The sequence below is a fragment of the Blastochloris tepida genome (assembly GCF_003966715.1).
Taxonomy (GTDB): Bacteria; Pseudomonadota; Alphaproteobacteria; order Rhizobiales; family Xanthobacteraceae; genus Blastochloris; species Blastochloris tepida.
Genome location: NZ_AP018907.1, coordinates 2,337,321 through 2,363,683, shown reverse-complemented (window position 1 = coordinate 2,363,683; position 26,363 = coordinate 2,337,321). Strand labels below are relative to the sequence as shown.

Here is a 26,363-nt window from a genome sequence, read left to right as displayed (position 1 = left end):
TCGCGATCCTGCCGAAAAGGCTGCGCAATAGTCCGCGGATGCGCCTGCTTGTCATCGAGGACGACCCCGATCTCAACCGCCAGCTCGCCGCCGCGCTGGAGGCGGCGGGCTATGCCGTCGACCGCGCCTATGACGGCGAGGAGGGCCGGTTCCTCGGCGACACGGAAACCTATGACGCCGTCGTGCTCGATCTCGGCCTGCCGAAGATGGACGGCATCTCGGTGCTGGAGGCGTGGCGGCAGGCCGGCCGCACCATGCCGGTGCTGATCCTCACCGCCCGCGACCGCTGGAGCGAGAAGGTGCAGGGCTTCGATGCCGGCGCCGACGACTACGTGCCCAAGCCTTTCCACATGGAGGAAGTGCTGGCGCGGCTGCGCGCGCTGCTGCGCCGCGCCGCCGGCCAGGCCACCAGCGAGTTCACGTGCGGCCCGGTGCGGCTCGACGCCCGCGCCGGGCGCGTCACGGTGGCCGGCGCGCCGGTGCGGCTCACCTCGCACGAATACCGGCTGCTCGCCTATCTGATGCACCAGCAGGGCCGGGTGGTGTCGCGCGCCGAGATCGTCGAGCACCTGTACGACCAGGATTTCGACCGCGATTCCAACACCATCGAGGTGTTCGTCGGCCGCCTGAGGAAGAAGCTCGGGGTCGATGTGATCCAGACCGTGCGCGGCCTCGGCTATATGGTGACGGCCCCGGCCGCGATGAGGGATTGAGAGGCCGTCGTCCCGGACAAGGGCCGCAGGCCCGCGATCCGGGACCGTGTGCAGGAAGGGGGCCTTATCCGGATAGCGATCCCGGCTTGGAACGGCGAACTGTGCTTTGATGGGTGCACCGGCTCGGGGTGGCCACCCCGAGCCGGTGCGGGCGGCACGCCGTATCCCGGGTGAGCCTTCGAGGCCGTCGCGAGCAGAAGCGGCCGTCCGTCCCAAGCCAACCCGAACAGTTGCACGGGGCTTTTGACCCCGCTTCCAAGCCTGGGATGCTTGTCATGCTGCCACACCCGACGCCGTTTGCCACCCACCTTGTGGGCATCGATGTCTCCAAGGACTGGCTCGACATCGCCTTCGACGACACCAAGGTCGAGCGCGTCGATAACACCCCCGCGGCTCTCCAGCGCTTGGCCAGGCGCCTGGTGAAGGCCGGGCTCACCACCGCCGGCCTGGAGCCGACCGGCGGCTATGAACGCCTGGCGGTCGCGGTGCTGCGCGAGGCCGGCCTCACCGTGCTGCAGGTCGACAGCTGGCGCTGCCGCCAGTTCGCCAAGGCCTGCGGCCAGCGCGCCAAGAGCGATCCGCTCGACGCCCGCATCATCCGCGCCTTCATGCTGCATCACCCCTGCCGGCCGTTCCCGGAGCCCTCGCAAGCGCAGAGCGACCTGACCGCCTGGGTGCGCGAAATCACCCGCGCCGAGGCCGACATCCGCCGCCTCGAGAACCGCAAGGCCCACCCCACCCTGGCGGCCATCACCGCCCGGCTCGATGCCGAAATCGCCGCCCTGCGCGAGACCGTCGCCGCGGCCGAACAGGCCATCGAGGCGTTGATCGCCGCCGATCCGGCGATGGACGCCAAGGCCAAGATCATCACCTCGGTGCCGGGGATCGCCAACAAGACGGCCCGCGTCCTGCTCGCAGAAGCTCCCGAACTCGGCCGGTTCACCCCCCGCCAAGCCGGTGCCATCGGCGGCTGCGCACCCTATCGCAACGACAGCGGCAAAGCGCGGCGGCCGGCCCATATCGAGGCCGGACGCCGCGCGCTCAAGCGCGCCTGCTATCTCGCCGCCTTCGCCGCCATCCACTGGAACCCGTGGGCCAAACAGCTCTACGCCGACCTCAAAGCCCGCGGAAAACCCGCCAAGGTCGCCCTCATCGCCATCGCTCGAAAGCTCCTGACCATCCTCAACGCCATGATTCGAGACAACAAACCCTGGCGAGACCCCAAAACCGCATGACAGTTGCTCGGCGCTGCGCGCCGTCCGGGATGACAAGACACGGAGAGGACGATCCCGGCCCTCGCTTCGCTCGGCCGGGATGACGCGGCGCGGGAACGACGATCCCGCATTCCATTGCGCGCGCCCGCCAGCTTAACCTTACGGCGTTGGGCAGATTAACAATTATTCATCGATGCTCCAGCCCGCGGTAAGGTGCGCGGCGGCAATCTCTCCATCGAACCGGGGCGCAACGCCCTGAACGGAGAGACGACACTCATGTCCCGCCCTGCGAACTCCCCCCAGTTCGATCTGCCGCCGGCGCGCCGTCGCGGCCGTCTGCTGGCCGGCGTGGCGATGCTGGCGCTGCTCGGCGCCGGCACGGCCGGCCTGTCGCCGTTGATCGTGCGCGACGTCGCGATGGCCGACAGCCAGGTTCAGTCCCAGACCGCCCAGCTCCAGAGCACGCCGAACCGCCTCACCGCCGCCTCGTTCAGCTTTGCGGATGTGGTGGAGCGCGTGCGCCCGGCGGTGGTCAGCGTCAAGGTCAAGTCGCAGCCGGTCGCCGAGCGCATGCAGTTCGACGAGGACGACGCGACGCCGCCGGGCATGGACCGCTTCTTCCGCGATTTCGGCGAGCGGTTCGGCCGTTCGCCGCACGGCTTCGGCCCGCCGCGCCCGCCGCACCGCTTCGGCCAGTCGCAGGGCTCCGGCTTCGTCATCACCCCCGACGGCTATGTGGTCACCAACAACCATGTGGTGGACAACGCCGTGAGCGTCGAGGTGGTGACCGATGACGGCCGCACCCTGAACGCCAAGGTGGTCGGCACCGATCCGCGCACCGACCTCGCGCTGCTCAAGATCGACGGCGACGGCCCGTTCCCGTTCGTCACGCTCGGCACCAAGACGCCGCGCATCGGCGATTGGGTGGTGGCGGTCGGCAATCCGTTCGGCCTCGGCGGCACGGTCACCGCCGGCATCGTCTCGGCGCGCGGCCGCGACATCGGCTCGGGCCCCTATGACGACTTCGTCCAGATCGACGCGCCGGTGAACCGCGGCAATTCCGGCGGCCCGACCTTCAACCTCGACGGCGAGGTGATCGGCGTCAACACCGCCATCTTCTCCCCCTCGGGCGGCAGCGTCGGCATCGCCTTCGCCATCCCCGCCGACACGGTGCGGACGGTCGTCACCAGCCTGCGCGAGAGCGGCACGGTCACCCGTGGCTGGATCGGCGTGCAGATCCAGCCGGTGAACGCCGACCTTGCCGACAGCCTGGGCCTCGCCAAGGCGCAGGGCGCGCTGGTGACCGAGCCGCAGGCCGGCGGCCCCGCCGCCAAGGCCGGCATCAAGAGCGGCGACGTCATCACCGCGGTCAACGGCAAGCCGGTGAAGGACGCCCGTGATCTCGCCAAGCAGATCGCCGCCGAGAAGCCGGGCGAGCCGATCAAGCTCACCGTGGTCAGCGACCGCAAGGAGCGCACCGTCGAGCTGACGCCGGGCAAGTTCCCCGACGACCAGCGCGCCCAGCGCGGCGACCGCGAGGACGACTCCGACGGCCGCGACCTGCCGCGCCTCGGCCTCACGCTGGCCCCAGGGCCGGGCGGCAAGGGTGTGGCGGTGCGCGACGTCGAGCCGGACAGCCCCGCCGCCACCGCCGGCCTGCGCGACGGCGACCTGATCCTCGACGTCAACGGCCGCGCCGTGACCAGCGCCAGCGACGTGCGCGATGCGCTCGACGCGGCCCGCAAGGACAAGCGCCGCACCGTGCTGGTGCGGGTCAAGACCGGCGGCTCCAGCCGCTTCGTCGCTCTTCAGGTCGGCCAGTCTTAAGCCGACCGTCTACAGGTGCCACTGCTCGGTCCGTCCCCGACCGACAGACGTTGCGCCCGGCGGAGTTCCCCGTCGCCCCCTTACCGCCGGGTGCCATGGGCGGGAGGCTTCGGCCTCCCGCCCATACTTCTTCGTTTCAGGGTGGCGGGAGGCTTCGGCCTCCCGCCCATACTCTCTCAGGTCTCGGGTGGCGGGAGGCTTCGGCCTCCCGCCATCGCCTTTTCAAGGGTAGGGGGAGGCTGCCTTGTCTCCCGCCATTCCGGTGCCGGCCGGCCAGGAGGTTTCGACGCGCCGGGGCCGTGCTTTACGGCCCGGCCTGGAAGAGGATAGTGCGATGTCTGGTTGTCGAGTCGCCGTCGCGGCGCCGCTGGAGCCCGTCATGCGCATTCTGGTGATCGAGGATGACATCGCCGCCGCCGAGTACATCGTGAAGGCGTTCAGCGAATCCGGCCACCTCGCCGACCATGCCGCCGATGGCGAGGAGGGGCTGCACATGGCCCGCGAGGGCGACTATGACGTGCTGGTGGTCGACCGCATGCTGCCCAAGCGCGACGGCCTGTCGGTGATCGAGACGCTGCGCGCCGAGGACCGCCAGACCCCGGTGCTGATCCTCTCCGCCCTCGGGCAGGTCGACGACCGGGTGCGCGGCCTGCGGGCCGGCGGCGACGACTATCTGCCCAAGCCCTACGCCTTCTCCGAGCTGCTCGCCCGCGTCGAGGCGATGGCCCGCCGCCGCACCCCGGCCGCGGCGGCGACCGTGCTCAAGGTCGCCGATCTCGAGCTCGACCGTCTGGCCCGCCGGGTCACCCGCGCCGGCACCGAGATCGTGCTGCAGCCGCGCGAGTTCCGCCTGCTCGAATATCTGATGACCCATGCCGGGCAGGTGGTGACCCGCACCATGCTGCTGGAGAACGTCTGGGACTATCATTTCGACCCGCAGACCAACGTCATCGACGTCCACATCTCGCGGCTGCGCTCGAAGATCGACAAGGGCTTCTCCAAGCCCCTGCTGCACACCATGCGCGGGGCGGGATACGTGATCCGTGACGGCATTCGGTAAGCTTCTCCGCACCACCGCCTTCAAGATCATGGCCGCGTATCTGGCCGTGTTCCTGGCCTTTGCCGCGACGCTGGTCGCCTATCTCGGCTGGCACACCCAGGTGCTGCTGTTCAGCCAGGTCCAGGAGACGCTCGACGCCGAGATCGCGGCGCTGTCGGACATCTACACCCGCGCCGGCATCCGCCGGCTGGCGGCGGTGATCGACTGGCGCTCGCGCCAGCCCGGCTCCAATATCTATCTGCTCACCACCTTCCAGGGCGAGACGCTGGCCGGCAACATCGCCGAGCTGCCCGGCAGCCACCTGTCGGCCGAAGACTGGGCGGAGATCCGCTACCGCCGCATGGAGGAGGCCGACGGCCGCGAGATGCGCGCCATGGCCCGCGCCTTCGTGCTGCCCGGCGGCTTCCGCCTCGTCATTGGCCGCGACCTCGAGGAGCGCGAGCGGGTGCATGCCGTGCTGGCGCGGCCGATGCGCTGGGCGCTGGCGGTGGTGATGATCCTGGGCATCACCGGCGGCGCCTTCGTCACCACCCGCGTGCTGCGGCGCGTCGATGCCATCGGCGCCTCGGCCAAGGCGATCATGGCCGGCAATCTCAGCGAACGCCTGCCGGTCGCCGGCACCGGCGACGAGTTCGACCGGCTGGGCTCTTCGCTCAATGCCATGCTCGAGCGCATCGAGGGCCTGATGCGCGGGCTGAAGGAAGTGTCCGACAACATCGCCCACGATCTCAAGACGCCGCTGACCCGGCTGCGCAACCGCGCCGAGGAGGCGCTGCGCACCGCCGAGACCGAGGACGACTGGCGGGCGGCGCTGGAGGACACCATCACCGAGGCCGACGGCCTGATCGCCACCTTCAACGCGCTGCTGATGATCGCCCGCGCCGAGGCCGGCCGCGTCGATGCCGAGATGACCGAGCTCGACGCCGCCGAGGTCGCCCAGACCGTCGGCGAGCTCTACGAGCCGGTGGCCGAGGAGAAGGCGGCGACCCTGATCGTCGATGCGCCCGAGCCGGTGCCGCTCAGCGGCAATCGCGAGCTGATCGGTCAGGCGCTGGCCAATCTGATCGACAACGCCCTCAAATACGGCCTGCCGGAGGCGGGGGAGGGCGGCGAGCGCGAGATCACCATCGCCGTCCGCAACGATGGCGACATTGTCGAGCTGACGGTCTCCGACCGCGGCCGCGGCATCGACGCCGACGACCGCGAACGGGCGGTCGAGCGATTCGTGCGCCTGGAATCCTCGCGCTCGCGGCCGGGCTCCGGGCTCGGCCTGTCGCTGGCGGCGGCGGTGGCCCGCCTGCATGGCGGTATCCTGGCCCTTGCCGACAATTCCCCGGGCCTGAGGGTGGTGATCCTGCTGCCGCGGGGTGCTACACAGGCGGCATGACTCGCCCTGCTGCTCCCAGATCAACCGCCGCCGGACCGGCGCTTGCGGCGTCGGCGCTTGCCGCCCGCCTGACCACCGTACCTCAGGTGGCCGATCCAGCCCAGGCGGAGCGGCGCCTGGACGACCTCCTGCAGCACGGCGACCTCGCCGCACTGGCCGGGGCGACCCCGCTGGTTCGCCCGCTGCTCGCCGGCCTTGCCGGCGGCTCGCCCTTCCTGTTCGAGTTGGCGCTGAACGATCCGCCCCGCCTCGTCCGGCTGCTGACCGGCACGCCGGAGGAGCGGCTGCCCGCTCTGATCGCCGAGACCCGCGCCGCGGTGGCGGCGGCGGCCGACGATGCCGGGGCGATGCGCGCGCTGCGGCTGATGAAGCAGGAGGCGGCGCTCCTGATCGCGCTCGCCGACATCGGCGGGGTGTGGGACCTCGCCCACGTCACCGGCGCGCTGACCGACATCGCCGACGCCGCCGTGCAGGCGGCGGTGCGCCGGCTCTTGGCCGCCGCCGCGGCCGAGGGCAAGCTGGTGCCGCCCGATCCCGCCGCACCCGAGGTCGGCTCCGGCTATGCCGTGCTGGCGATGGGCAAGATGGGGGCCGGCGAGCTGAACTACTCGTCGGACATCGACCTCGTGGTGTTCTACGATCGCGACCGCGCGCCGCTCGGCCGCGGCGCCGAGGCCGGGCCGCTGTTCGTGCGCGTCACCCGCGGGCTGGTCAAGCTGCTGCAGGAGCGCACCGCCGACGGCTACGTGTTCCGCGTCGATCTGCGCCTGCGCCCCGACCCCGCCTCCACCCAGATCGCCATCGCCACCGATTCCGGCCTCAATTACTACGAGCGCGAGGGCCAGACCTGGGAGCGCTCGGCCTACATCAAGGCGCGCCCCTGTGCCGGCGACCTCGCGGTGGGCGCGGCCTTCCTGGAGGAGCTCGCGCCCTTCGTCTGGCGGCGCTTCCTCGATTACGCGGCGATCGCCGACGTCCATTCGATGAAGCGGCAGATCCACGCCTATCGCGGCCATGACGAGATCGCGGTGGAGGGCCACAACGTCAAGCTCGGCCGCGGCGGCATCCGCGAGATCGAGTTCTTCGCCCAGACCCAGCAGCTCATCGTCGGCGGCCGCAACGCGCACCTGCGGCTGCGCCAGACCCTGCCGGCGCTGGATGCGCTGGCCGCGGGCGGCTGGATCGCCGCCGAGGCGCGCGACGAGCTGGCCGACGCCTACGTCTTCCTGCGCGCGGTCGAGCACCGGCTGCAGATGGTCGCCGACGAGCAGACGCAGTCGCTGCCGGAGGAGAAGGCCGCGCTCGACGCCTTCGCCCGCTTCTTCGGCTATGACGGGCGCGACGCCTTCGCCGAGGCCATCCTGCCGCATCTGCGCGTGGTGCAGCGCCATTATGCCGGCCTGTTCGAGGATGCGCCGCCGGCCGCCCAGGTCGAGGGCGCCTTCCGCTTCCCCGAAGATCGCGACGACAAGGAGACCCTCGATACGCTCAAGGGCCTCGGCTTCAAGGATCCGCTGGCGGCGAGCTTCATCGTGCGCGAATGGCTGGCCGGCCGGCCGCGGGCGTTGCGCAGCGAGCCGCCGCGCGCGCTGCTCGCCGAGCTGGTGCCGGCGCTGCTCGACGGCTTCGCCAAGAGCGGCAATGCGGATGTCGCGCTCGCCACCTTCGACCGCTTCGTCTCGGCGCTGACCGGCACGCTGCGCCTGTTCACGCTGCTGCGGCGCAATCCCGATCTGGTGCAGCTTCTGGCCTCGGTGATGGGCACCGCGCCGCGCGTCGCCGACATGCTGGCGCGCCGGCCGCAGGTGCTCGATGCGCTGCTCGACCCCGCCTTCTTCGGCCCGCTGCCCGACCGCGCCACCCAGGAGAAGCGCTTCGCCGACACGCTGGCCGACGCGGTGAGCGACGAGGATTTCCTCGACCGCATCCGCCTGCTCGGCCAGGAGCAGAAGGTGCTGATCGCCGTGCGCGTGCTGTCGGGCACGCTCACCGCGACGCAGGCCGGCGAGGCCTATGCCCGCCTCGCGGTGGCGCTGGTGCGCTTCCTGCACGCCCATGTGCTGGAGCGCTTCGCCGCGCTGCACGGGCGCGTGCCCGGCATGTCGACGGCGGTGCTGGCGCTCGGCAAGCTCGGCGGCCGCGAGATGACCGCAAGCTCCGATCTCGATCTCATCGTGCTCTACGAGTTCGATCCCGAGCAGCCGGAGTCCGACGGCGCCCGTCCGCTCTATGGCGCGCAGTATTTCGCCCGCTTCACCCAGCGGCTGATCAACGCCCTCACTGTGCAGACCAATGTCGGCAGCCTCTATGACGTCGACATGCGGCTGCGCCCCTCCGGCCGCTCGGGGCCGCTCGCCGCCTCGCTGGAGAGCTTCCGCAGCTATCAGCTCACCGAGGCCTGGACCTGGGAGCACATGGCGCTGACGCGGGCGCGGGTGATCTCGGGTCCGGCCGATTTCGCCGCCCGCGTCGAGGCCTCCATCCGCGATGTGCTGGCGCGGCCGCGCGAGCCGGTCGCCACCGCCGGCGACGTGGTGGAGATGCGCCGCGCCATCGCCGAGGAGAAGGGCGAGAACGATCCGTGGGATCTCAAGCACGCCGCCGGCGGGCTGGTCGATCTCGAATTCATCGCCCAGTATCTGCAGCTCGTGCACGGCGCCGAGCTGCCGGAGCTGTTCGACACCAACACCGGCCGGGTGCTCGATGCGGCGGCCCGCCACAATTTGATCCCGGCCGCCGATGCCGAGACGCTGCGCGACGCGGCGCGTCTCTACCAGAACCTCACGCAGGTTTTGCGGCTGTGCCTCGCCGCGCCGTTCGACCCCGCCGCCGCCGGGCCGAACCTGCTGACGCTGTTGGCGCGGGCCGGCGACGTGCCCGATTTCCCGACGCTGGAGGCGCACCTGCGCGAGACGCAGGCGCGCGTGCGCGCCGCCTTCGACCGCATCCTCGGCGTCACCCCGGCGTGAGGGGGCGCGGGCGGGCTCCGCGTCAGGACGACCTGAACCTGGTAGGGCGGAATAGCGCAGCGTATTCAGCCATTTGTGCGTCGGCTGAGGTCGGCGGAATACGCTGCGCTATTCCGCCCTGCAATTCTACGACTCTCCCCCCGCGTCATCCCGGCTGTCGCTTTTCGTGTTTCGTCATCCCGGGCAAGCGAAGCGAGACCCGGGATCGTCCGCCGGATAAAGGCCCTTCCTGCAAACGGTCCCGGGTCGCGGGCCTGCGGCCCTTGCCCGGGACGACGGCGAACCGACCCGGTTACGCCGCCGCGCGCTGCGCGGGGTGGAGCGGCAGGCGCAGCATCACCTTGGTGCCGCGGCCCTCGGTCGAGCGGATCTTGACCGCGCCGCGGTGCAGCTCGACCAGCGACATGGCGATCGCGAGGCCGAGGCCGGAGCCCTTGTGGCTCTTGGTGAACTGGCTCTGCACCTGCTCGAACGGGCGGCCGAGCCGGGCCATGGCGGCCTTGGGGATGCCGATGCCGGTATCCTCGATCACCACCAGCGCGGTGCCGCCCCAGGCGCGCGCCCGCACGGTGACCGCGCCGCCTTCGGGCGTGAACTTCACGGCGTTGGACATCAGGTTGAGCATGATCTGCTTCACCGCCCGGCGGTCGGCGTGCAGCACCGTGCCGGGATCGATGCGGGCGGCGACCGCCAGCCTCTTGTCGATCGCCGGCTCCGAGACCGCGCGCAGCGTCTCCGCCACCACCGCGTCGAGCCGCACCGGCTCGGGATGGACCAGCATGCGCCCAGCCTCGATCTTCGACATGTCGAGAATGTCGTTGATGACATTGAGCAGGTGTTGGCCGCTCAGCCGGATGTCCTGGCAGTACTCGTTGTATTTGGGGTCGAGCGCGCCGAACATGCCGTTCTCCATGATCTCGGAGAAGCCGATGATGGCGTTGAGCGGCGTGCGCAGCTCGTGGCTCATATTGGCCAGGAATTCGGACTTGGCGCGGTTGGCTTCCTCGGCGCGGGTCTTCTCGCGGGCGTACTTGCCGGCGAGGTCGGCGAGCTGCTGGGTCTGGGTTTCGAGCGTCTGCTGCGACTTGCGCAGGTCCGCCACCGTCGCCATCAGCCGCCGCTCGCTGTCGAGCAGCCGGTCCTCGTGCCGCTTGCGGGCGGTGATATCGGTGCCGACCGACACGAAGCCGCCGTCCTTGGTGACGCGCTCGGCGATCTGGAACCAGCGGCCGTCCTCGAGCTCCGCCTCGAAGGTGCGGCAGCCGGCCTCGTCGCCGCCATGGTCGTGGATGTGGGTGCGGATGATGGCGTAGCGGCTGGCGGCGGTGACCTGCTGCAGCTCGGTGCCGGGCTGCACGTGGCTGTTCGGCAGGCCGTGCAGCTTCTGATATTGCGAATTGCACAGCACCAGCCGCTTGTCGGCGTCCCACAGCGCGAAGGCGGCGGAGATCGCCTCGATGGCGTCGCGCAGGCGCGCATCCGCCGTTTCGGTGGCGTCGACGAGCCGCTTCTGCTCGCTGATGTCGACGGCGATGCCGACGAGGCGCGGCTCGGCCTCGCCCTCGTCGCGCACCACCTCGCAGCGGAAGCGCAGCCACAGCCACTCGCCGCAGACGTGGCGCATGCGGAACACCCGGTCGATGGCGCCGTCCTCGGAGCCGACGAGCTGGGTGGCAAGCTCGTAGAGGTCGCCGTCCTCGGCATGCACCAGCCCGGCGATCTCGCCGAACGACAGCATCTCGCCGCGCGGCGCGAGCCCGAGAAGCTGGAACATCGAGTCCGACCAGAAGATCCGCCCGCGCGCCAGATCCCAGTCCCACAGCCCGCAGCGGCCGCGATTGAGCGCGGTGTCGACGCGCTGGCGCACGGTCTCGTAGATGGCGTCGGCCTCGTGCGCGCGCAGCGACTGCCAGTGGAAGGCGAAGCCGAGGATCAGCAGAATGCCGCCGGTGGTCGAGAACAGCGTGACCAGCAGCGCCGCGTCCGAGCGCCATTCGTCCAGCGCGGCATCGACGCCCTGGATCACCGCCACCTGCCCGTAATGGCCCTTGAGCGAGCGCACCATGGCCAGCGCCTCGGTGCCGTCGGCCAGCACCACCTGCAGCACGCCGGCCTGCTCGGCGAAGGCGGTGAGCGGCTGACCGGTGCCGAGCACGTCGGCGAGCGCATGGCCCTTGGCGAGACGCGGATCGGGCCAGGCGCCGACGATGCGGCCGGTGCGGTCGGCGACCAGCACGGTGCGGCCGCTTGCGGTCTTCGGCAGCGACATCATCAGCGCGGCGCTGGCGCTGGATGCGGCCGCGAGCAGATCATCGGTGACGGCGTGGGCGATCATCTCGATGTCGTTCTTGGCGACCGCGACCGCCCGGAAACGGCCATCATTGATCTGCACCAGCGCACCGATGCCGATCGTCACCAGGAACAGCAGGATGAGGACGGGAACTGCGCGGCGCAGCACAGGCTCAAGCTTCAGCCTGCGCCGGTACGCAGGGCAGGCGAGCGACTGCGCAATGCCGCGAACATGCGGATGACACACGGACGCGTTGGCTGCCCGGGTGCGAGCCATCGCCCTGCCTCCGATGAAAATAGTCGATGGAAATAGGCTGGAGGGACTGCCGCATCTCTCCGAATCACTGTGGATTGGAATCGAATCGGGGGTACCTTGTCCAGCACTTACGCGTGCAGTGGGCGGTTGTGACTCGACGCGTGCGCGAGCGATGAAATTGCGCAACACTGCGCCCCGGCAGGGCCGGCAAAGCCGTGAAACTTGAGGCATTCGCGACGGTTTTCGGCGGATCGGCCGGGCCTCTTTTTCCCTCTCCCCTTGTGGGCTACGGCATTCACGGATCTGAATCGCCTGGGCCGAGAGAGATCGAGCCGAAACGCGATCTCTTTCGGCGTGACTTGCGCCTGCGGCGTCTGGCACAAGCCCGCCGTCGTCATGGCCGGGCTTGTCCCGGCCATCCACGTCTTTGTTTTCAAATAGGTTTTCAAGACGTGGATGCCCGCGACAAGCGCGGGCATGACGAGTTCAATCCTGCGGTCCCCGGTAACTGCCGATCCACCGCGTTCTCGATGAGACATCCGCAGCCTGTCCATTAAGCCATTGATGGCTCAGCACAGAATCAGATCCGTGAATGCCGTAGCCCCTTGTGGGAGAGGGTGGCGAGCGATCGCCAGATCGCGAGGCGGGTGAGGGGTGAGTCTTCAAGCGTAAGCCGTTGGCACCGCTCACCCGGCACGACCTCGCTGACGTTCGGTCGCGCCACCTTCTCCCACAAGAGCCTGCGCCCGCCCGGGCGCGCGCAAGCGCGGCCCGGGTGGGAGAGGGCAGAAGCGGCGCGCGGCCGGCGGCCCGTTCGAGCCGATCAGGCAGAGACCGAATAGGGCTTCAACCCAGCGAGCGCTCGACAATATCGCGCACGTCCGACGACAGCGCCTCCGTCGCCGCGATCCGCCGCAGCACGGCCTCGGCGGCGGCGCGCCGTACCGGCTCCAGCGCCCGCCAGCTCTTGAAGGCCGCGAGCAGCCGCGCCGCGACCTGCGGGTTCCTGGGATCGAGCTCCAGCACCAGCCCCGCCACCAGCTCGAAGCCGGCGCCGTCGGGCCGGTTGAACTGGGTCTGGTTGGCGGTGGCGAACGAGCCGATCAGCGAGCGCACGCGGTTGGGATTGGCGGTGGAGAAGGCGGGGTGCACCATCAGCGCCCGCACCCGATCGAGTGTGCCGGCCTCGGGAATGCAGGCCTGCAGCGCGAACCACTTGTCGACCACCAGATGGTCGCTCGCATAGCGCTCGTAGAAGCGGGCGAGCGCCGTCTCGCGCGCCGGGGCGCCGTTCAGCGTCAGCACCGACAGCGCCGCGAACCGGTCGGTCATGTTGTCGGCGGTCTCGAACTGGGCGAGCGCGGCCTCGAACGCCGCGGCTTCGCCGGCCGCCGCCAGGAGATCGAGGCAGGCATTGCGCAGCGCCCGCCGGCCGGCGCCTTCGGCGTCGGGCGTGTAGGGGCGGCCATCGGCGTCGCCGAGCGAGGCGAGCAGCCGCGCCGACAGCGCCCGCGCCAGCGCCGCCCGCAATTCGCTGCGCACCGCGAACACGAGGTCGGGATCGACGTCGCTGCCGATCTCGCGCGCGATGTCGGCCTCCGAAGGCATGGTCAGCACCTGCGCCGCGAAGGCCGGGTCGCGCCCGGCATCATCGAGCGCCGGGCCGAGCGCGGCGATCAGCGCCGCAGCGGAGTCGGGCTGGCGCTGGTCGCGCCGGGCGGCGGCCGCGGCGAGCAGATGGCGCATCGCCAGCGTCTGCGCCGATTGCCAGCGGTTGAACGGGTCGCAATCGTGGCGCACGAGGAACAAGAGGTCGTCCTCGGTCAGATTGGCGGTGAGCTTGATCGGCGCCGAGAAGCCGCGATTGAGCGAGGGCACCGGCCGCGCCGGCAGGTCGCGGAACACGAACACCTGATGGGCGCGGTCGATCTCGATCACCCCGTCGTGCCGGCCGCCGCCGTCGAGCGCCAGCGGCAGGTCGGCGCCGTCCGGTCCGACGAGGCCGAGCTTGAGCGGGATGGTCGCCGGCTGCTTGGCCGGCTGGCCGGGCGTCGCCGGCACGATCTGCGCCACCTCCAGCCGGTAGCTGCGCTCGCGGCTGTCGTAACTGCCGGTAACCGTGACCTCGGGCGTGCCGGCCTGGGCGTACCACAGCGCGAACGGCGCCAGATCCCGCCCCGACACCTCGGCGAAGCAGGCGAGGAAATCCTCCACCGTCGCGGCGTGGCCGTCATGCCGGGCGAAATAGAGGTCCATGCCGGCTCGGAAGGTCTCCGCCCCCAGCAGGGTTTTCAGCATGCGGATGACCTCGGCGCCCTTCTCATAGACGGTCGCCGTGTAGAAATTGTTGATCTCGTTGTAGATTTCCGGGCGGACCGGGTGCGCCAGCGGCCCGCCGTCCTCGGCGAACTGGTGGCTCTTCAACAGCCGCACGTCGGCGATGCGTTTTACCGGCCGCGAGCGCTGGTCGGACGAGAACTCCTGGTCGCGGAAGACGGTGAGCCCTTCCTTCAGGCACAATTGGAACCAGTCGCGGCAGGTGATGCGGTTGCCGGTCCAGTTGTGGAAGTATTCGTGGGCGATGATCGCCTCGATATTGGCATAGTCGGTGTCGGTGGCGGTATCGGGCGAGGCGAGAACGTATTTGTCGTTGAAGATGTTGAGGCCCTTGTTCTCCATCGCCCCCATGTTGAAGTCCGACACCGCGACGATATTGAAAAGGTCGAGGTCGTATTCGCGGCCGAACGCGGTCTCGTCCCAGCGCATGGCGCGCTTCAGCGCATCCATGGCGTAGCCGCAGCGGCCCTCATTGCCGGGCTCGACATGGATGGCGAGATCGACCGTGCGGCCCGAGGCGGTGACGAAGCGGTCCCGCACCGCCGCGAGATTGCCGCCGACCAGCGCGAACAGGTAGCAGGGCTTGGGGAAGGGGTCGTGCCACACCGCGTAGTGGCGGCTGGTGCCGGCGATGTCGCCGGCCTCGACCAGATTGCCGTTGGCGAGCAGCACCGGCGCCTCGGCGCGCTCGGCCTCGATGCGGGTGGTGTAGACCGCCAGCACGTCCGGCCGGTCGGGGAAATAGGTGATGCGGCGGAAGCCCTCGGCCTCGCACTGGGTGCAGTAGGTGCCGCGCGAGCGGTAGAGCCCCATCAGCTGGGTGTTGGCGGACGGGTCGATGCGGGTGGCCAGCGTCAGCACCAGCGGCCGCGGCGGCGGTACCGGAATGGTCAGCGTGCTGGCGGTGACCTCGAAGGCGGTGGGGCGCAGCGGCCAGTCGTCGAGCGCGATCGAGGTCAGCGCCAGCCCGTCGCCGTCGAGCACGATCGGCGCGTCCGGCCGCCCGGCCGGATTGGGGCGCAGCGCCAGCTTCGCCGTCACCAGGGTTTCGGTCGGGTGCAGCCTCACGTCGAGGTCGACCGTGTCGACCAGCCAGTCGGGGGGGCGGTAGTCCGTCAGACGGACGGGGCGGGCAGCCTCGGTGCGCATCGGTGCTCTCGGGATTGGGAACATTGGATGTAGACTGTTCGGCCCGCGTTAGAAAGACGCAGGGTGAGCGCCGGCGGCACGGCGACGGCCGGCAAGGTGAAGGTTGAGATGCGCGCGATGGTGCTGGAGCGGCCGGGCAGCCCTCTGAGGCTGCGCGAGCGCCCGACCCCGCAGCCGGGGCCGGGCGAGGCGCTGGTCGCGGTCGAGGCCTGCGGCGTCTGCCGCACCGATCTGCACGTCGTCGATGGCGAGCTGCCGGACCCGGCCCTGCCGCTGGTGCCGGGCCACGAGGTGGTGGGGCGCGTCGCGGCTTTGGGCGCGGGCGTCGCCGCGCCGGCGCCGGGCGCCCGCGTCGGCGTGCCCTGGCTGGGCTTCACCTGCGGCACCTGCCCCTATTGCGCCGCCGGCCGCGAGAACCTGTGCGACCGGCCGCGCTTCACCGGCTACACGCGCGATGGCGGCTATGCCTCGCACGTGGTCGCCGATGCCCGCTTCGTGGTGCCGCTGCCGGAGGAGGGGGATGCCGCCCATCTCGCGCCGTGGCTGTGCGCCGGGCTGATCGGCTGGCGCGCCTACCGGATGGCCGGAGAAGGATTGGCCGGGGAAGGGCTGGCCGGAGAGGGCGCTGCCCTCGGTCTCTACGGCTTCGGCGCCGCCGCCCACATCCTGGCGCAGATCGCCCGCTGGCAGGGCCGGCGGGTCTATGCCTTCACCCGCCCGGGCGATGCCGCCGCGCAGGACTTCGCCCGAAGGCTCGGCGCGGTGTGGGCCGGCGGCTCGGACGAGCTGCCGCCCGAGCTGCTCGATGCCGCCATCATCTTCGCCCCCGTCGGCGCCCTGGTGCCGGCGGCGCTGAAGGCAGTCCGGAAGGGCGGGCGGGTGGTGTGCGGCGGCATCCATATGAGCGACATTCCGAGCTTCCCCTACCGCCTGTTGTGGGAGGAGCGGCAGGTGGTGTCGGTCGCCAACCTCACCCGCGACGATGCCCGCTCGTTCCTGGACGTGGCGCCGCGCGCGGGGCTTCAGACCGACATCACCCGCTATCCGCTGGAGCGGGCCAACGCGGCGCTGGACGATCTGCGCGCGGGGCGGCTGGTCGGCGCGGCGGTGCTCATTCCATAACGGATCGCGCGTCTTCGGCCGGGGCCGGCTTGTGGCGGATCGGCTCGGCGTGGCCGATCGCCCGCGTCACCTCCGGCATCGCGGTCTTGAGCCGCCGCTCCAGCGCGTCGACCGCCGCGTGCACCTGGGCGACCGCCGCCGCCTCGTCGGCGCGGCAGTGGAAATTCACCACCAGCCCGTCGCGGGTGCGACGCAGCCGCACATTGTGAACGTCCGACAGCAGCGGATCGCCCTCGATCAGCGTGCGCAGCAGCTCGGCGACGGTGCGGCTGTCGGCCTCCTGCCCGGCGAGGCCCTGGGTCTGCAGCGGCTCGATGTGGGTTTCGACCTCGACCTTGGCGCCGAGCTCGTCGCGGATCGCCTGTTCGAGCTCGGTGGCGACCTGATGGGCGCGGCCGAGGCTCATCGCCCCGTCCACCTCCAGGTCGAGCGCCACCGCCAGCCGCTCGGGCAGATGGTGCACGGTGACGTGGTGGATCGCGAGGCCGCGATGGGCGGCGATCACCTGGATGCGCTCCAGCATCGATTCGTCGTCGAGCGCCACCGCCACGGTGGTGACGGTGACATCGGCATTGTCGAGCAGCCCGGCGATGGCCGCCCGGATCGCCGTCTTGGTGTCGGCGATGCGCTCCAGCGAATGGGTCCGCGGCACCTGCACCGTGGCCTCGACGAAATGCTGCGGCCCGACCTGCCGCGTGCGCACCCGGTCGACCCCGACCACGCCCTCGACGTCGTGCAGCGCCGCGGTGACGCGCTCGGCGGCGCCGGCCGGCGCGGTGTCCAGCAGCGTGTCGATGGTGTGCCGGCCGAGCCGGACCGCCAGGATCGAGATCAGGATCGCCACCGCGATCGCCGCCACCGAGTCGCCCCAGCCATAGCCCGCGAACGACAGCGCGATGCCGATCAGCACCGGGATCGAGCCGAAGAAGTCGGAGGCGAAGTGCATGGCGTCGCCGGCCAGCGCTTGGCTCTTGGTCTTGATCGCCACCCGCCGCAACTCCAGCGCCCGCCAGCCATTCACCGCCATCTCGATGCCGAGCACGATGAACGGGATCACCGTGAACGCCATCGGCTCGGTCTCGCCGCGCAGCCGCGTGACCGCCTCGACCAGCACGCCGCCGGCCACCAGCAGCAGCAGCGCGGTCTGGATCAGCGCCGCGAGGCTCTCGATCTTGCCGTGGCCGTATTGGTGCTTGGCATCGGGCGGCCGGTCGGCGAGGCGCACCGCGACCCAGGTGACGATGGTGGCGCCGAGGTCGATCAGGCTGTGCAGCGCGTCGCTGATCAGCGCCAGACTGCCGATGGCGACGCCGACGCCGAACTTCGCGGCCGCGAGCGCGCCGCTCGCAACCATCGACACGGTGGTGACGCGTTCCTTCTCGCTGGCCATGGCGGAGGCTTAGGCGGGGACGGGGAGGGCCGTCAACCGACCTCGGGTCGCAGGCTGTGCCGGCGTGCCGGGCAAGCGCGCACGACCCGGGGTCGTCCCGTTCCGCGGGGTGTCAGCCCGGACGGCGCGGAGCGCCGAGCCGGGATCGTCTGCCGGAAAGGCCCCCTTCCGGATGGCGGCCCCGGCGCCTCGCTGCGCTCGGTCCGGGGCGACAGGCTTGTGAAAACGGTCCCCCGCGCGCATTCCGGCCTGCCACAATAGCGGCCCGGACCTCACGCCGACATGCGGTCGCAGGCGAGCCGGCGGGCGGCGACGTGGTCGGTCTTGCCGGAGCCCAGCAGCGGCACCTGATCGATGATGATCACCTCGCTCGGCACCATCAGCTCGCTCACGCCCTTGCTGCGGCCGAACGCCGCGACGTCGCCGCGCTGGGCGGCGACGCGGGTGGTCAGCAGCACGACGCGCTCGCCGCGCCGCGGGTCGGGCACCGACACCACGGCGTGGCTGTCCTCGGGCCACAATTCGCAGATCATCGCCTCCACCGCGGTGAGCGAGATCATCTCGCCGGCGATCTTGGCGAAGCGCTTCACCCGGCCGCGAATGGTGACGTAGCCGTCGGCGTCGATGTCCACCACGTCGCCGGAATCATGCCAGCCGCCGGGCGGCGGCTGGATCTGGCCGGGCCGGTCGGCATTGAGGTAGCCGAGCATCATGTTCGGCCCCCGCAGCCACAATTGGCCGCCGCCCTCCAGCCCCGGCACCGGCTCCAGCCGGGTCTCGATGCAGGGCACCAGCGGCCCCACCGTGCCGTCGCGGTTGAACATCGGCGTGTTCACCGCCACCACCGGCGCCATCTCGGTCATGCCGAAGCCTTCGAGAAGCTGCAGGCCGAAACGCTCGCGATAGGTGCGGCGGGTGTCCATGCGCACCGGCTCGGCGCCGGAGACGATCAGCCGCACCGTGCGGAAGGCGTCGGGCGCGGCGTTGCGGGCATAGCCGGCGAGGAAGGTGTCGGTGGCGAAGAAGATGGTGGCGCGGGTCGAGGCGAGCTGCTCGGGCACCTGCTTGTAGTGCAGCGGCGAGGGGTAGAAGTGCAGCTTCACGCCCGCCACCAGCGGCAGGATCATGCCCGCCGTGAGCCCCAGCGAGTGGAACACCGGCAGCACGCTCAGCAGCTTGTCCTCCGGACCGAAATCGATGCGGCTCGCCACCTGGGCGCAATTGTCCAGGATGTTGCGGTGGGACAGCACCACGCCCTTGGGCGAGCCTTCCGAGCCCGAGGTGAACAGGATGGCGGCCGGCTCGCCCGGCGTGCCGCGCGGCCGCCAGAACACGTGGTCGATCAGGCCGCGCAGCTTCTGCAGCCGGCCGATGCCGCCGCGCAGATCCTCCAGCCAGGCGATCTTCATCGTCGTGCCCAGCGCGGCGGTCAGCGCCTGGAGCTGCGCCCGCTCGATGAAGGTGCGCGAGCTCAGCACCGTGCGCACCTCGGCGGCGCGGCAGGCGGCCAGGATGTTGGCGGCGCCGGCGGTGTAGTTGAGCATCGCCGGCACCCGGCCGGTGGCCTGCAGCGCGAAGAAGGTGACGGCGGTGCCCGCGGCATTGGGCAGCAGCACGCCCAGCGCCTCGCCGGGGCGCGAATAGGGCCGCAGCGCCCGGCCCAGCACCAGCGCGCCGATCGACAGCGTCCGGTAGGTGAAGGCGGCGCCGTTCGAATCGGTCAGCGCCGGATGGTGGGTGCCGTAGCGGCCCGCGGCCTCGCGCAGCGCCGAGAACAGGGTGCGCTCGGTGTCGGAGGTACGGAAGCGGAACTCGGACAGCGCGAAATAGAGCGCCCGGCCGGCGGCGACCCGGCGCACCCGGCCGCGGGAGGCACCCGGATCGGGCCTGACCGGCGAGCCGATATGGGCGGTGATCTTCGGCAGCAGGTGGCGGTTGATCTCGTGCGGCCGGCGCAGCGTGGCGTGCGTGCGCTCGGCGCCGCAGAGCCGGACGGCGGCGATGTCGGCGCCGGTGCGCTGGGCGGCGAGGCCGATCGCCTCCAGCGTCCGCTGCCCGGCCTCGTCCAGCACCGAGCGGTCGGGCGGATAGACCACGAGGGCCGCCCGCTTGGCGGCGAGCCGCCGCAGCGCCAGCGCCTGCCCGAGCCCGGCCGGGGCGGTGACCGCGAGCCCGGCGGCCAGCATCCAGCGCACGTACCATTTTGCCGCAGTGTCCGGCGGCAGGACGTGGAGCGCCCCCGTGCCGAACAGCGCAAGGCCGAACAGCGGGTCGAGATGGCTGGCATGGCAGACCAGATAGATCCGGCGCTGCCCCGGCTCCGTCGCCAGAGTCCGGTCTTCGCACACCTGGAACCGGAACAGACCCCGCAGCACCACCCGCAAAAGACCGCGAACCACCGCCATCAACCCAACCTCGATTCCGCCGGACGGCGGCAACTGAAGGGAGAACACGCCACCGCCCGGGGATCTTGCGAAATCACACGGACGCTCCGGGTTCCCCTTATCGCATTCCCTGTCGCAAAGCCGGTTCGAACGATTGCGCAGTTTGTTTCAACGGGGCGCGTCCCCGGCGGGGACGGGACGACGCGGCTCGGACCCTCATTCGGACCGTCATGCGAGAGGCAATTTAGGCGAAGCGGGCACCTTCGCACGACGGGGGATGTGAAAAATCGTCGCTGCAGCGCAAAAGGCGGCTTTGCTGCGATGCGAATGATTGCCGGCAGGTGCGCAACAGCGGAGAAGAATCTTGAAGAAATGCCGCCGTCCGGCGCAATAAGTTTCACGATGTTTGAAATCCTCCCATATTATCGAGGTTTCTTGACACGCCGGGACGGCCAGACGATCCTTGTCCGGTTTTCAACAGAGGACTTAAGTCCTTGATTGACCAGCCCCCGCACGACCCGACGCTCGATCCGAAGGTCACGCCGACCGCACCGCACGAGGAGCGGCGCACCATTCAATCTGTCGAGCGCGCGCTCGACATTCTCGAAGTGCTGGCGACCGGTACCGACGAGATGCGCCTCAACGAGATCGCCCGGGCGGCGCATCTCAACATCTCGACCTGCCACCACCTCATCACCACGCTGCTCGACCGCGGCTATGTCGGGCAGAACCCGCGCGGACGCACCTATTTCCTCGGCAACAAGACGCTGGAGCTGTCGCGCTCGCGCGCAGCCATGATCGATCTGGTCAAGACGGCGCTGCCGGCGCTGCGTGCGCTCAACCAGTCCACCGGCGAGACCGTCAGCCTCGACGTGCTGCGCGGCAGCGATCTGGTGACGCTGGCGATGATCGAGTCGCGGCACGCCGTGCGCGTCGCCCTCGACGAGGGTGCCAAGGCCGAGGCCGCACACGCCACCGGCAGCGGCAAGTCGATCCTGGCCTGGGTGCCGGAGACCGAGCTCAGCCGCATCATCGAGGAGAAGGGGCTGCGCCGCTTCACCGAGCACACCATCTGCTCCAAGGACGAGCTGATCGAGAATCTGCGGCTGGTGCGGCGCAACGGCTATGCCATCGTGCGCGAGGAGTTCCAGCCCGGCGTGCTGTGCATCGGCTCGGCGATTCGCGACCATACCGGCGCGGTCATCGGCGCGTTGTGCTGCGCCCTGCCGACCTTGCGCGCCACCGACGATGCGGTTGCGAGGGTGTGCAGCGAGGTCAAGGCCGCCGCCGTCAGCCTGTCGCTGCAGCTCGGCGGCGAGCCGTCGGCGCTCGCCAACGAGCTTCGTCCCGGCCGCCTGCCGCCGGAGCGCAACACCGCCGCCTAGACGGAACGTGTCCGGGCCAACGCCGCTCCAACGGCTCCCGGCAGCGAGGCGCTGTCATCGCCGGCGGGTCGGGCTTCCGGTGACAGACCGAGACGAGTTCACGCCAATTTCTGGATTCCGGCTTCGCTGCGCGCCCCTCGAAGAAGCCCCCCACCCCCGACCCCTCCCCACCGCTCGCGAAGCTCGCGGGGGGAGGGGAGAAGCGGGATGCCTCTTCTCCCCTCCCCCCATGAACGCAGTGAATGGTGGGGAGGGGTCGGGGGTGGGGGGCGCGAAGGGGTACGGACCGGGTAGAGTCCTGACAGTTCAGACCGGGCAGATGGTCGACAGGTCACGGTGCATTGGAGGGAGGACCTTCGATGCCATTTTTGGAGACCTGTCGGATGGAGCAGCGGATCCGGATGCTGTCGGACGACGACACAGGGGCGTGGAGCGTATCGGAGCTCTGCCGGCGCTACGAGGTGAGCCGGGATACGTTCTATGCGCGGCGGGCGAGCGGGGCTGCGGACTGGTTCGTGGAGCGGTCGCACGCGCCGTTGCGGTGTCCGCACCGCACCACGGCGATGCTGCGCATTCGAGCCGCTCCAAACCGTCATCCAGTCGTCAAATTCCGCCATCGGATCGGCGCGGCCGGATCGCGTCAACGCGCCACGTCCGCACCGGCCGTTGCTGGCCCGCGCCTGCCGTTATCGGCTGGTCCTTGGGCGGCGGATGGCTATAGGATGGAATCGTGGTGGCCGCGCGGAAATGGTGTTCGGCCGATTGATGGTCCAACGACGCATTGTCCAGGGAACGGGTTCGATCATGTCGCTCGACGCCGAATTGCGCGCCACGCTGCTGCAGCGCCGCGAAAAGCTTCTCGCCGCCGGTGGCGACAAGAAGATCAAGGAGCGCCACGACAAGGGTCTGATGACCGCGCGCGAGCGCTTCGACGCCTTCTTCCAGCCCGACACCTTCCAGGAATACGGCGCCCACATCCGCCACGGCTGCAGCGCCTTCGACATGGCGGACAAGGACATCCCCGCCGATGGCGTGGTGGTCGGCACCGGCCATGTCGAGGGTCGGCAGGTCGCGGCCTTCAGCCAGGATTTCATGTCGGTCGGCGGCACGCTGGGCAAGATGCACGCCCGCAAGATCGTCTGGGCGCAGGACTATGCGCTCAAGAACGGCACGCCGCTGGTCGGCTTCAAGGACTCGGGCGGCGCCCGCATCCAGGAGGGCGTCGACGCGCTGTCCGGCTACGGCGAGGTGTTCTACCGCAATGTCGAGCTGTCGGGCGTGGTGCCGCAGATCGCCATCATCGCCGGCCCCTGCGCCGGCGGCGCCGCCTATTCGCCGGCGCTGATGGACTTCATCATCATGACGCGCACCAATGCGCAGATGTTCATCACCGGCCCGCAGGTGATCAAGGCGGTGTCGGGCCGCGACGTGAGCATGAACGATGTCGGCGGCGCCGACATGCACGCCGCGGTGTCCGGCAACGTCCACCTGCTCGCCGAGAACGACGCCCACGCCATCGCGCTCGCCCAGCAGCTTCTGTCCTATCTGCCGAGCAACAACACCGCCGATCCGCCGCACGCGCCGCGGCCGGAGATCGATTTCGGCCCCGACGAGGGCATGGACGCGCTGGTCGAGTCCGATCCCTCGACGCCGATGAACATGCACGCCATCCTCCGCCGCGTGCTCGACGGCGGCGAGCTGTTCGAGATCCATGCCAGCTTCGCCAGGAACCTGATCGTCGGCTTCGGCCGCATCGAGGGGCTGGTGGTCGGCGTGCTCGCCAACAATTCGATGGAAAAGGCCGGCTGCCTCGACATCGACTCGTCGGACAAGGGCGCGCGCTTCATCCGCTTCTGCAACGCCTTCAACATCCCGCTCGTCACCTTCGTCGACGTGCCGGGCTTCCTGCCGGGCATCGACCAGGAGCGCGGCGGCATCATCCGCCACGGCGCCAAGATGCTGTTCTCCTACGCCGCCGCCACCGTGCCGAAGGTGACCGTGGTCGCCCGCAAGGCCTATGGCGGCTCGTATCTGGCGATGTGCAGCCAGGAGATGGGCGCCGACGTGGTGTTCGCCTGGCCCACCGCCGAGATCGCGGTGATGGGCGCCGATGGTGCGGTCAACATCCTCTACAGCCGCGAGCTCAAGGCGATCGAGGATCCCGAGCTGAAGAAGGCCAAGCGCAAAGAGTTCGTCGAGCACTACCGCGCCGAGTTCGCCTCGCCCTATCTGGCGGCGTCGAAGGGCTACATCACCGACATCATCGAGCCGGAGATGACGCGGGCGATGGTGTCGCTGGGCTTGCGCAAGCTCCTGGCCAAGCGAGAACTGCGTCCGCCCAAGAAGCACGGCCTGATCCCGCTGTGACGCGCGCCCGAACGCTGGCCCGGCCATGACCGAACCCAACCTCGCCTTCGTCCTCACCGATCCGGTTGCGCGGCGGCAGATCGTGGCGCTCCTGCCGGTGCTGCTGACCAGCGCCGGGAACACCGCTCAGGAAGACCGTTCAGGGAACCCAACATGATCCGACATCTGCGCATCACCGTTGACGGCAAGGTCTATGACGTCGTCGTCGAGGAGGTGACCGACCAGGGCGCGACCGGGCCGCACACGCCGCTGCCCACGGCCCCCCCAGCGGCGGCGGTCGCCGCGCCCAAGGCGGCGGCACCTGCTGCGGCATCTGCTGCGACCACTGCGCCGGTGGCGCCGGGAGCTGGCGAGGCGCAGCGCGCGCCGCTGGCCGGCGTCGTGCTGTCGGTCGCCGTCAAGGCCGGCGACGCGGTGGCCGCCGACCAGGAGATCTGCGTGCTGGAGGCGATGAAGATGAAGACCTCGATCTTCGCCTTCAAGGCCGGCACCGTCACCGCCGTGCTGGTGAAGGCGGGCGATGCGGTCGACAGCGACCAGCCGCTGGTGACCATCGCCTGATCGGATCTCCGATCCGCCGACACCGGTGTGCGGCGCGGCCAAGTTGATGCGGACGCGGGTCAATGCGTTCGGGGAAACTGGCCCATCGATCCATCCGGCTCGGTGGCCGGGCAATTCAGACGAAACTGGCAGGCGGACCGGCAGACGGATCTGCAAACGGAGGAGCCCGCATGGACGAGATGACGCTGATCGCAGTGAAGACGTCGGCCACCGCCTTCGTGCTGATGGCGGTGATCGCCGCGCTGTGCGCCGGGCTGATCCGCGTCATCGTCACGGTGCTGGCGCGCAGCAGCCGCGCGCCGGCGCGCGAGGCGCCCGCATTGGCCATGCCGGTGCGCGACGACCGCGCCGAGGTGGCAGCGGTGATCGCCGCCGCGGTGCATGCCGCGCTGCCCGGCCGCCATCGCATCATCCATCTCGGCGAGGCCACGAACGGGCAGGACTGGACGCGCGAGACGCGCACGCGCCTGCACACCTCGCACGCCCCCCGCCGCTGACGGGCCCCATCCCCGCAAGGAGCCGCCATGCTCGACATCTCGTTTCTCGACCTGTTCCAGGGCATCGCGACGCTCGCCGCCGCCGAGACGCACATCGTGGTCGGGCGGCTGTTCCTGATCGCGCTCGGCATCACGCTGATCTATCTCGGTCACAAGGGCGTGCTGGAGGCGCTGCTGATGGTGCCGATGGGGCTCGGCATGGCCACCGTCAATGCCGGCGTGCTGTTCCTGCAGGACGGCAAGACCGGCACGCTGTTTCTCGATCCGCTGGCGAGCGGCACCGAGGCGGTGGTGAATGTGCTGCAGATCAACTGGCTGCAGCCGATCTACACGCTGATGTTCTCCAACGGCCTCATCGCCTGCCTCGTCTTCCTCGGCATCGGCACGCTGCTCGATGTCGGCTATGTGATGCAGCGGCCGCTCCGCAGCATGTTCCTGGCGGTGTGCGCCGAGCTCGGCACGCTGATCACCTTGCCGATCGGCGTCATGCTCGGCCTGCCGATCAGGGAGGCGGCGGCCACCGCCACCATCGGCGGCGCCGACGGCCCGATGGTGCTGTTCGCTTCGCTGATCCTGGCGCCCGAGATCTTCGTCGCCATCACCGTGGTCGGCTATCTCTATCTCGGCCTCACCTATGGCGGCTATCCCTATCTGGTGAAGGCGCTGGTGCCCAAGCGCCTGCGCGCCATCCAGATGCCCACCGAGAAGCAGCGCACCATTTCCAGCTCCGAGAAGATGGTGTTCGCGGTCATCGCCTGCATTCTGTTCTCGCTGCTGTTCCCGGTGGCCTCGCCCCTGTTCCTCAGCCTGTTTCTCGGCGTCATCGTCCGCGAAAGCGGGCTCGTGCAGTTTCGCGACCTGCTCTCCAATCAGGTGCTCTACGGCGCCACCTTCTTCCTCGGGCTGGTGCTGGGCGCGCTGTGCGAGGCCGGCACGATTCTCGATCCCAAGGTTCTGATCCTGCTCGTTCTCGGCATCATGGCGCTGACGTTCTCGGCGATCGGCGGGTTGTTCGGCGGCTACGTGCTCTATTGGCTCAGCGGCGGCAAGTACAACCCGGTGATCGGCATCGCCGCGGTCTCGTGCGTGCCGACCACGGCCAAGGTGGCGCAGAAGATCGTCAGCCACGACAACCCCAACGCCATCATCCTGCCGCACGCGCTGGGCGCCGGCATCAGCGGCGTCATCACCAGCGCCATCTTCGCCGCCATCCTGATCAGCCTGCTCCGGGGGGCGTGAGCGGGAGGGGGATGATCCGCGACCCGGGAGCGGCTATATCCCGGCCATGACGAGTTGACCGCGAAGGGCCGAGACACTACTCGCCTGCAGAGGGCGGCTTCCGGCATGACCACGGCTCGGAGCAGATGCCAGCCCCATCGGCAGAGGACCGCCCGCGGCCTCGACGGCCCGCGCTCCTCTCCGGACGACCTCGCCCGGACATTCGAGGCGAGGCGCC

General features: G+C 70.0%; 17 protein-coding genes. 13 read left to right on the top strand and 4 right to left on the bottom strand.

What is annotated here, in order from left to right:
• Nucleotides 1-38: 38 nt before the first annotated feature.
• The 6 genes from BLTE_RS10905 to BLTE_RS10880 all read left to right on the top strand — a co-directional run bounded on the left by BLTE_RS10905 (nucleotide 39) and on the right by BLTE_RS10880 (nucleotide 9,170).
• The gene (locus tag BLTE_RS10905; RefSeq protein WP_126400434.1) at nucleotides 39-713 is read left to right on the top strand and encodes a response regulator transcription factor; all 675 of its coding nucleotides are present in this window, start codon (nucleotides 39-41) and stop codon (nucleotides 711-713) included.
• Between the two features lie 266 nt (nucleotides 714-979).
• Nucleotides 980-1,948 carry an IS110 family RNA-guided transposase gene (locus BLTE_RS10900; RefSeq protein WP_126396738.1) on the top strand — a complete coding sequence of 323 codons (969 nt, stop codon included), beginning with the start codon at nucleotides 980-982 and terminating at the stop codon, nucleotides 1,946-1,948.
• 255 nt (nucleotides 1,949-2,203) lie between these two features.
• Nucleotides 2,204-3,754 carry a Do family serine endopeptidase gene (locus BLTE_RS10895; RefSeq protein ID WP_126400431.1) on the top strand — a complete coding sequence of 517 codons (1,551 nt, stop codon included), beginning with the start codon at nucleotides 2,204-2,206 and terminating at the stop codon, nucleotides 3,752-3,754.
• 334 nt (nucleotides 3,755-4,088) lie between these two features.
• Nucleotides 4,089-4,814 (top strand): response regulator transcription factor, encoded by a 726-nt coding sequence (locus BLTE_RS10890; RefSeq protein WP_126400428.1) that lies wholly within the window; start codon nucleotides 4,089-4,091, stop codon nucleotides 4,812-4,814.
• The gene (locus BLTE_RS10885; protein ID WP_126400425.1) at nucleotides 4,798-6,201 is read left to right on the top strand and encodes a sensor histidine kinase; all 1,404 of its coding nucleotides are present in this window, start codon (nucleotides 4,798-4,800) and stop codon (nucleotides 6,199-6,201) included. The genes BLTE_RS10890 and BLTE_RS10885 overlap by 17 nt, the downstream gene beginning before the upstream one ends.
• A complete protein-coding gene (locus BLTE_RS10880) occupies nucleotides 6,198-9,170 on the top strand; it encodes a bifunctional [glutamine synthetase] adenylyltransferase/[glutamine synthetase]-adenylyl-L-tyrosine phosphorylase (protein WP_126400422.1) in 2,973 nt (990 codons plus the stop codon). Before BLTE_RS10885 ends, BLTE_RS10880 begins: the two co-directional genes overlap by 4 nt.
• A 292-nt stretch (nucleotides 9,171-9,462) precedes the next feature.
• Here the strand turns inward: BLTE_RS10880 and BLTE_RS10875 are convergent, their stop codons facing one another.
• Entirely contained in the window at nucleotides 9,463-11,736 is a 2,274-nt protein-coding gene (locus BLTE_RS10875) for a PAS domain-containing sensor histidine kinase (RefSeq protein WP_174769543.1), read from the bottom strand.
• Between the two features lie 825 nt (nucleotides 11,737-12,561).
• Nucleotides 12,562-15,201, bottom strand: a complete 2,640-nt coding sequence (gene pepN / locus BLTE_RS10870; RefSeq protein WP_126400419.1) for an aminopeptidase N — start codon at nucleotides 15,199-15,201, stop codon at nucleotides 12,562-12,564.
• 108 nt (nucleotides 15,202-15,309) lie between these two features.
• Here pepN and BLTE_RS10865 point away from each other — a divergent pair, with 108 nt between their 5' ends.
• On the top strand, nucleotides 15,310-16,323 hold the full coding sequence (locus tag BLTE_RS10865; RefSeq protein WP_126402155.1) for a zinc-dependent alcohol dehydrogenase family protein: 1,014 nt from the start codon (nucleotides 15,310-15,312) through the stop codon (nucleotides 16,321-16,323).
• On the opposite strand, the gene BLTE_RS10860 is transcribed toward BLTE_RS10865, so the two are convergent.
• Nucleotides 16,313-17,713 (bottom strand): cation-efflux pump, encoded by a 1,401-nt coding sequence (locus BLTE_RS10860; protein ID WP_126400416.1) that lies wholly within the window; start codon nucleotides 17,711-17,713, stop codon nucleotides 16,313-16,315. The two genes, BLTE_RS10865 and BLTE_RS10860, sit on opposite strands and share 11 nt — an antisense overlap.
• 272 nt (nucleotides 17,714-17,985) lie before the next feature.
• A complete protein-coding gene (locus BLTE_RS10855) occupies nucleotides 17,986-20,118 on the bottom strand; it encodes an AMP-binding protein (protein ID WP_126400413.1) in 2,133 nt (710 codons plus the stop codon).
• 473 nt (nucleotides 20,119-20,591) lie between these two features.
• On the opposite strand from BLTE_RS10855, the gene BLTE_RS10850 reads away from it, so the two are divergent.
• The 6 genes from BLTE_RS10850 to BLTE_RS10825 all read left to right on the top strand — a co-directional run bounded on the left by BLTE_RS10850 (nucleotide 20,592) and on the right by BLTE_RS10825 (nucleotide 26,146).
• Nucleotides 20,592-21,482, top strand: coding sequence for an IclR family transcriptional regulator (locus tag BLTE_RS10850; RefSeq protein ID WP_126400410.1), 891 nt, complete (start codon nucleotides 20,592-20,594; stop codon nucleotides 21,480-21,482).
• 804 nt (nucleotides 21,483-22,286) lie between these two features.
• A complete protein-coding gene (locus BLTE_RS10840; protein WP_126400407.1) occupies nucleotides 22,287-23,849 on the top strand; it encodes an acyl-CoA carboxylase subunit beta in 1,563 nt (520 codons plus the stop codon).
• 25 nt (nucleotides 23,850-23,874) lie between these two features.
• On the top strand, nucleotides 23,875-24,006 hold the full coding sequence (locus BLTE_RS18690; protein ID WP_280177349.1) for a hypothetical protein: 132 nt from the start codon (nucleotides 23,875-23,877) through the stop codon (nucleotides 24,004-24,006).
• Complete coding sequence (locus tag BLTE_RS10835; protein ID WP_126400405.1) at nucleotides 24,003-24,410, top strand: biotin/lipoyl-containing protein; 408 nt, start codon at nucleotides 24,003-24,005, stop codon at nucleotides 24,408-24,410. The genes BLTE_RS18690 and BLTE_RS10835 overlap by 4 nt, the downstream gene beginning before the upstream one ends.
• A 170-nt stretch (nucleotides 24,411-24,580) precedes the next feature.
• Nucleotides 24,581-24,907, top strand: coding sequence for a hypothetical protein (locus tag BLTE_RS10830; protein WP_126400403.1), 327 nt, complete (start codon nucleotides 24,581-24,583; stop codon nucleotides 24,905-24,907).
• A gap of 27 nt (nucleotides 24,908-24,934) precedes the next feature.
• Nucleotides 24,935-26,146: a sodium ion-translocating decarboxylase subunit beta gene (locus tag BLTE_RS10825; protein WP_126400402.1), complete on the top strand. Its 1,212-nt coding sequence runs from the start codon at nucleotides 24,935-24,937 to the stop codon at nucleotides 26,144-26,146.
• Nucleotides 26,147-26,363 lie beyond the last annotated feature (217 nt).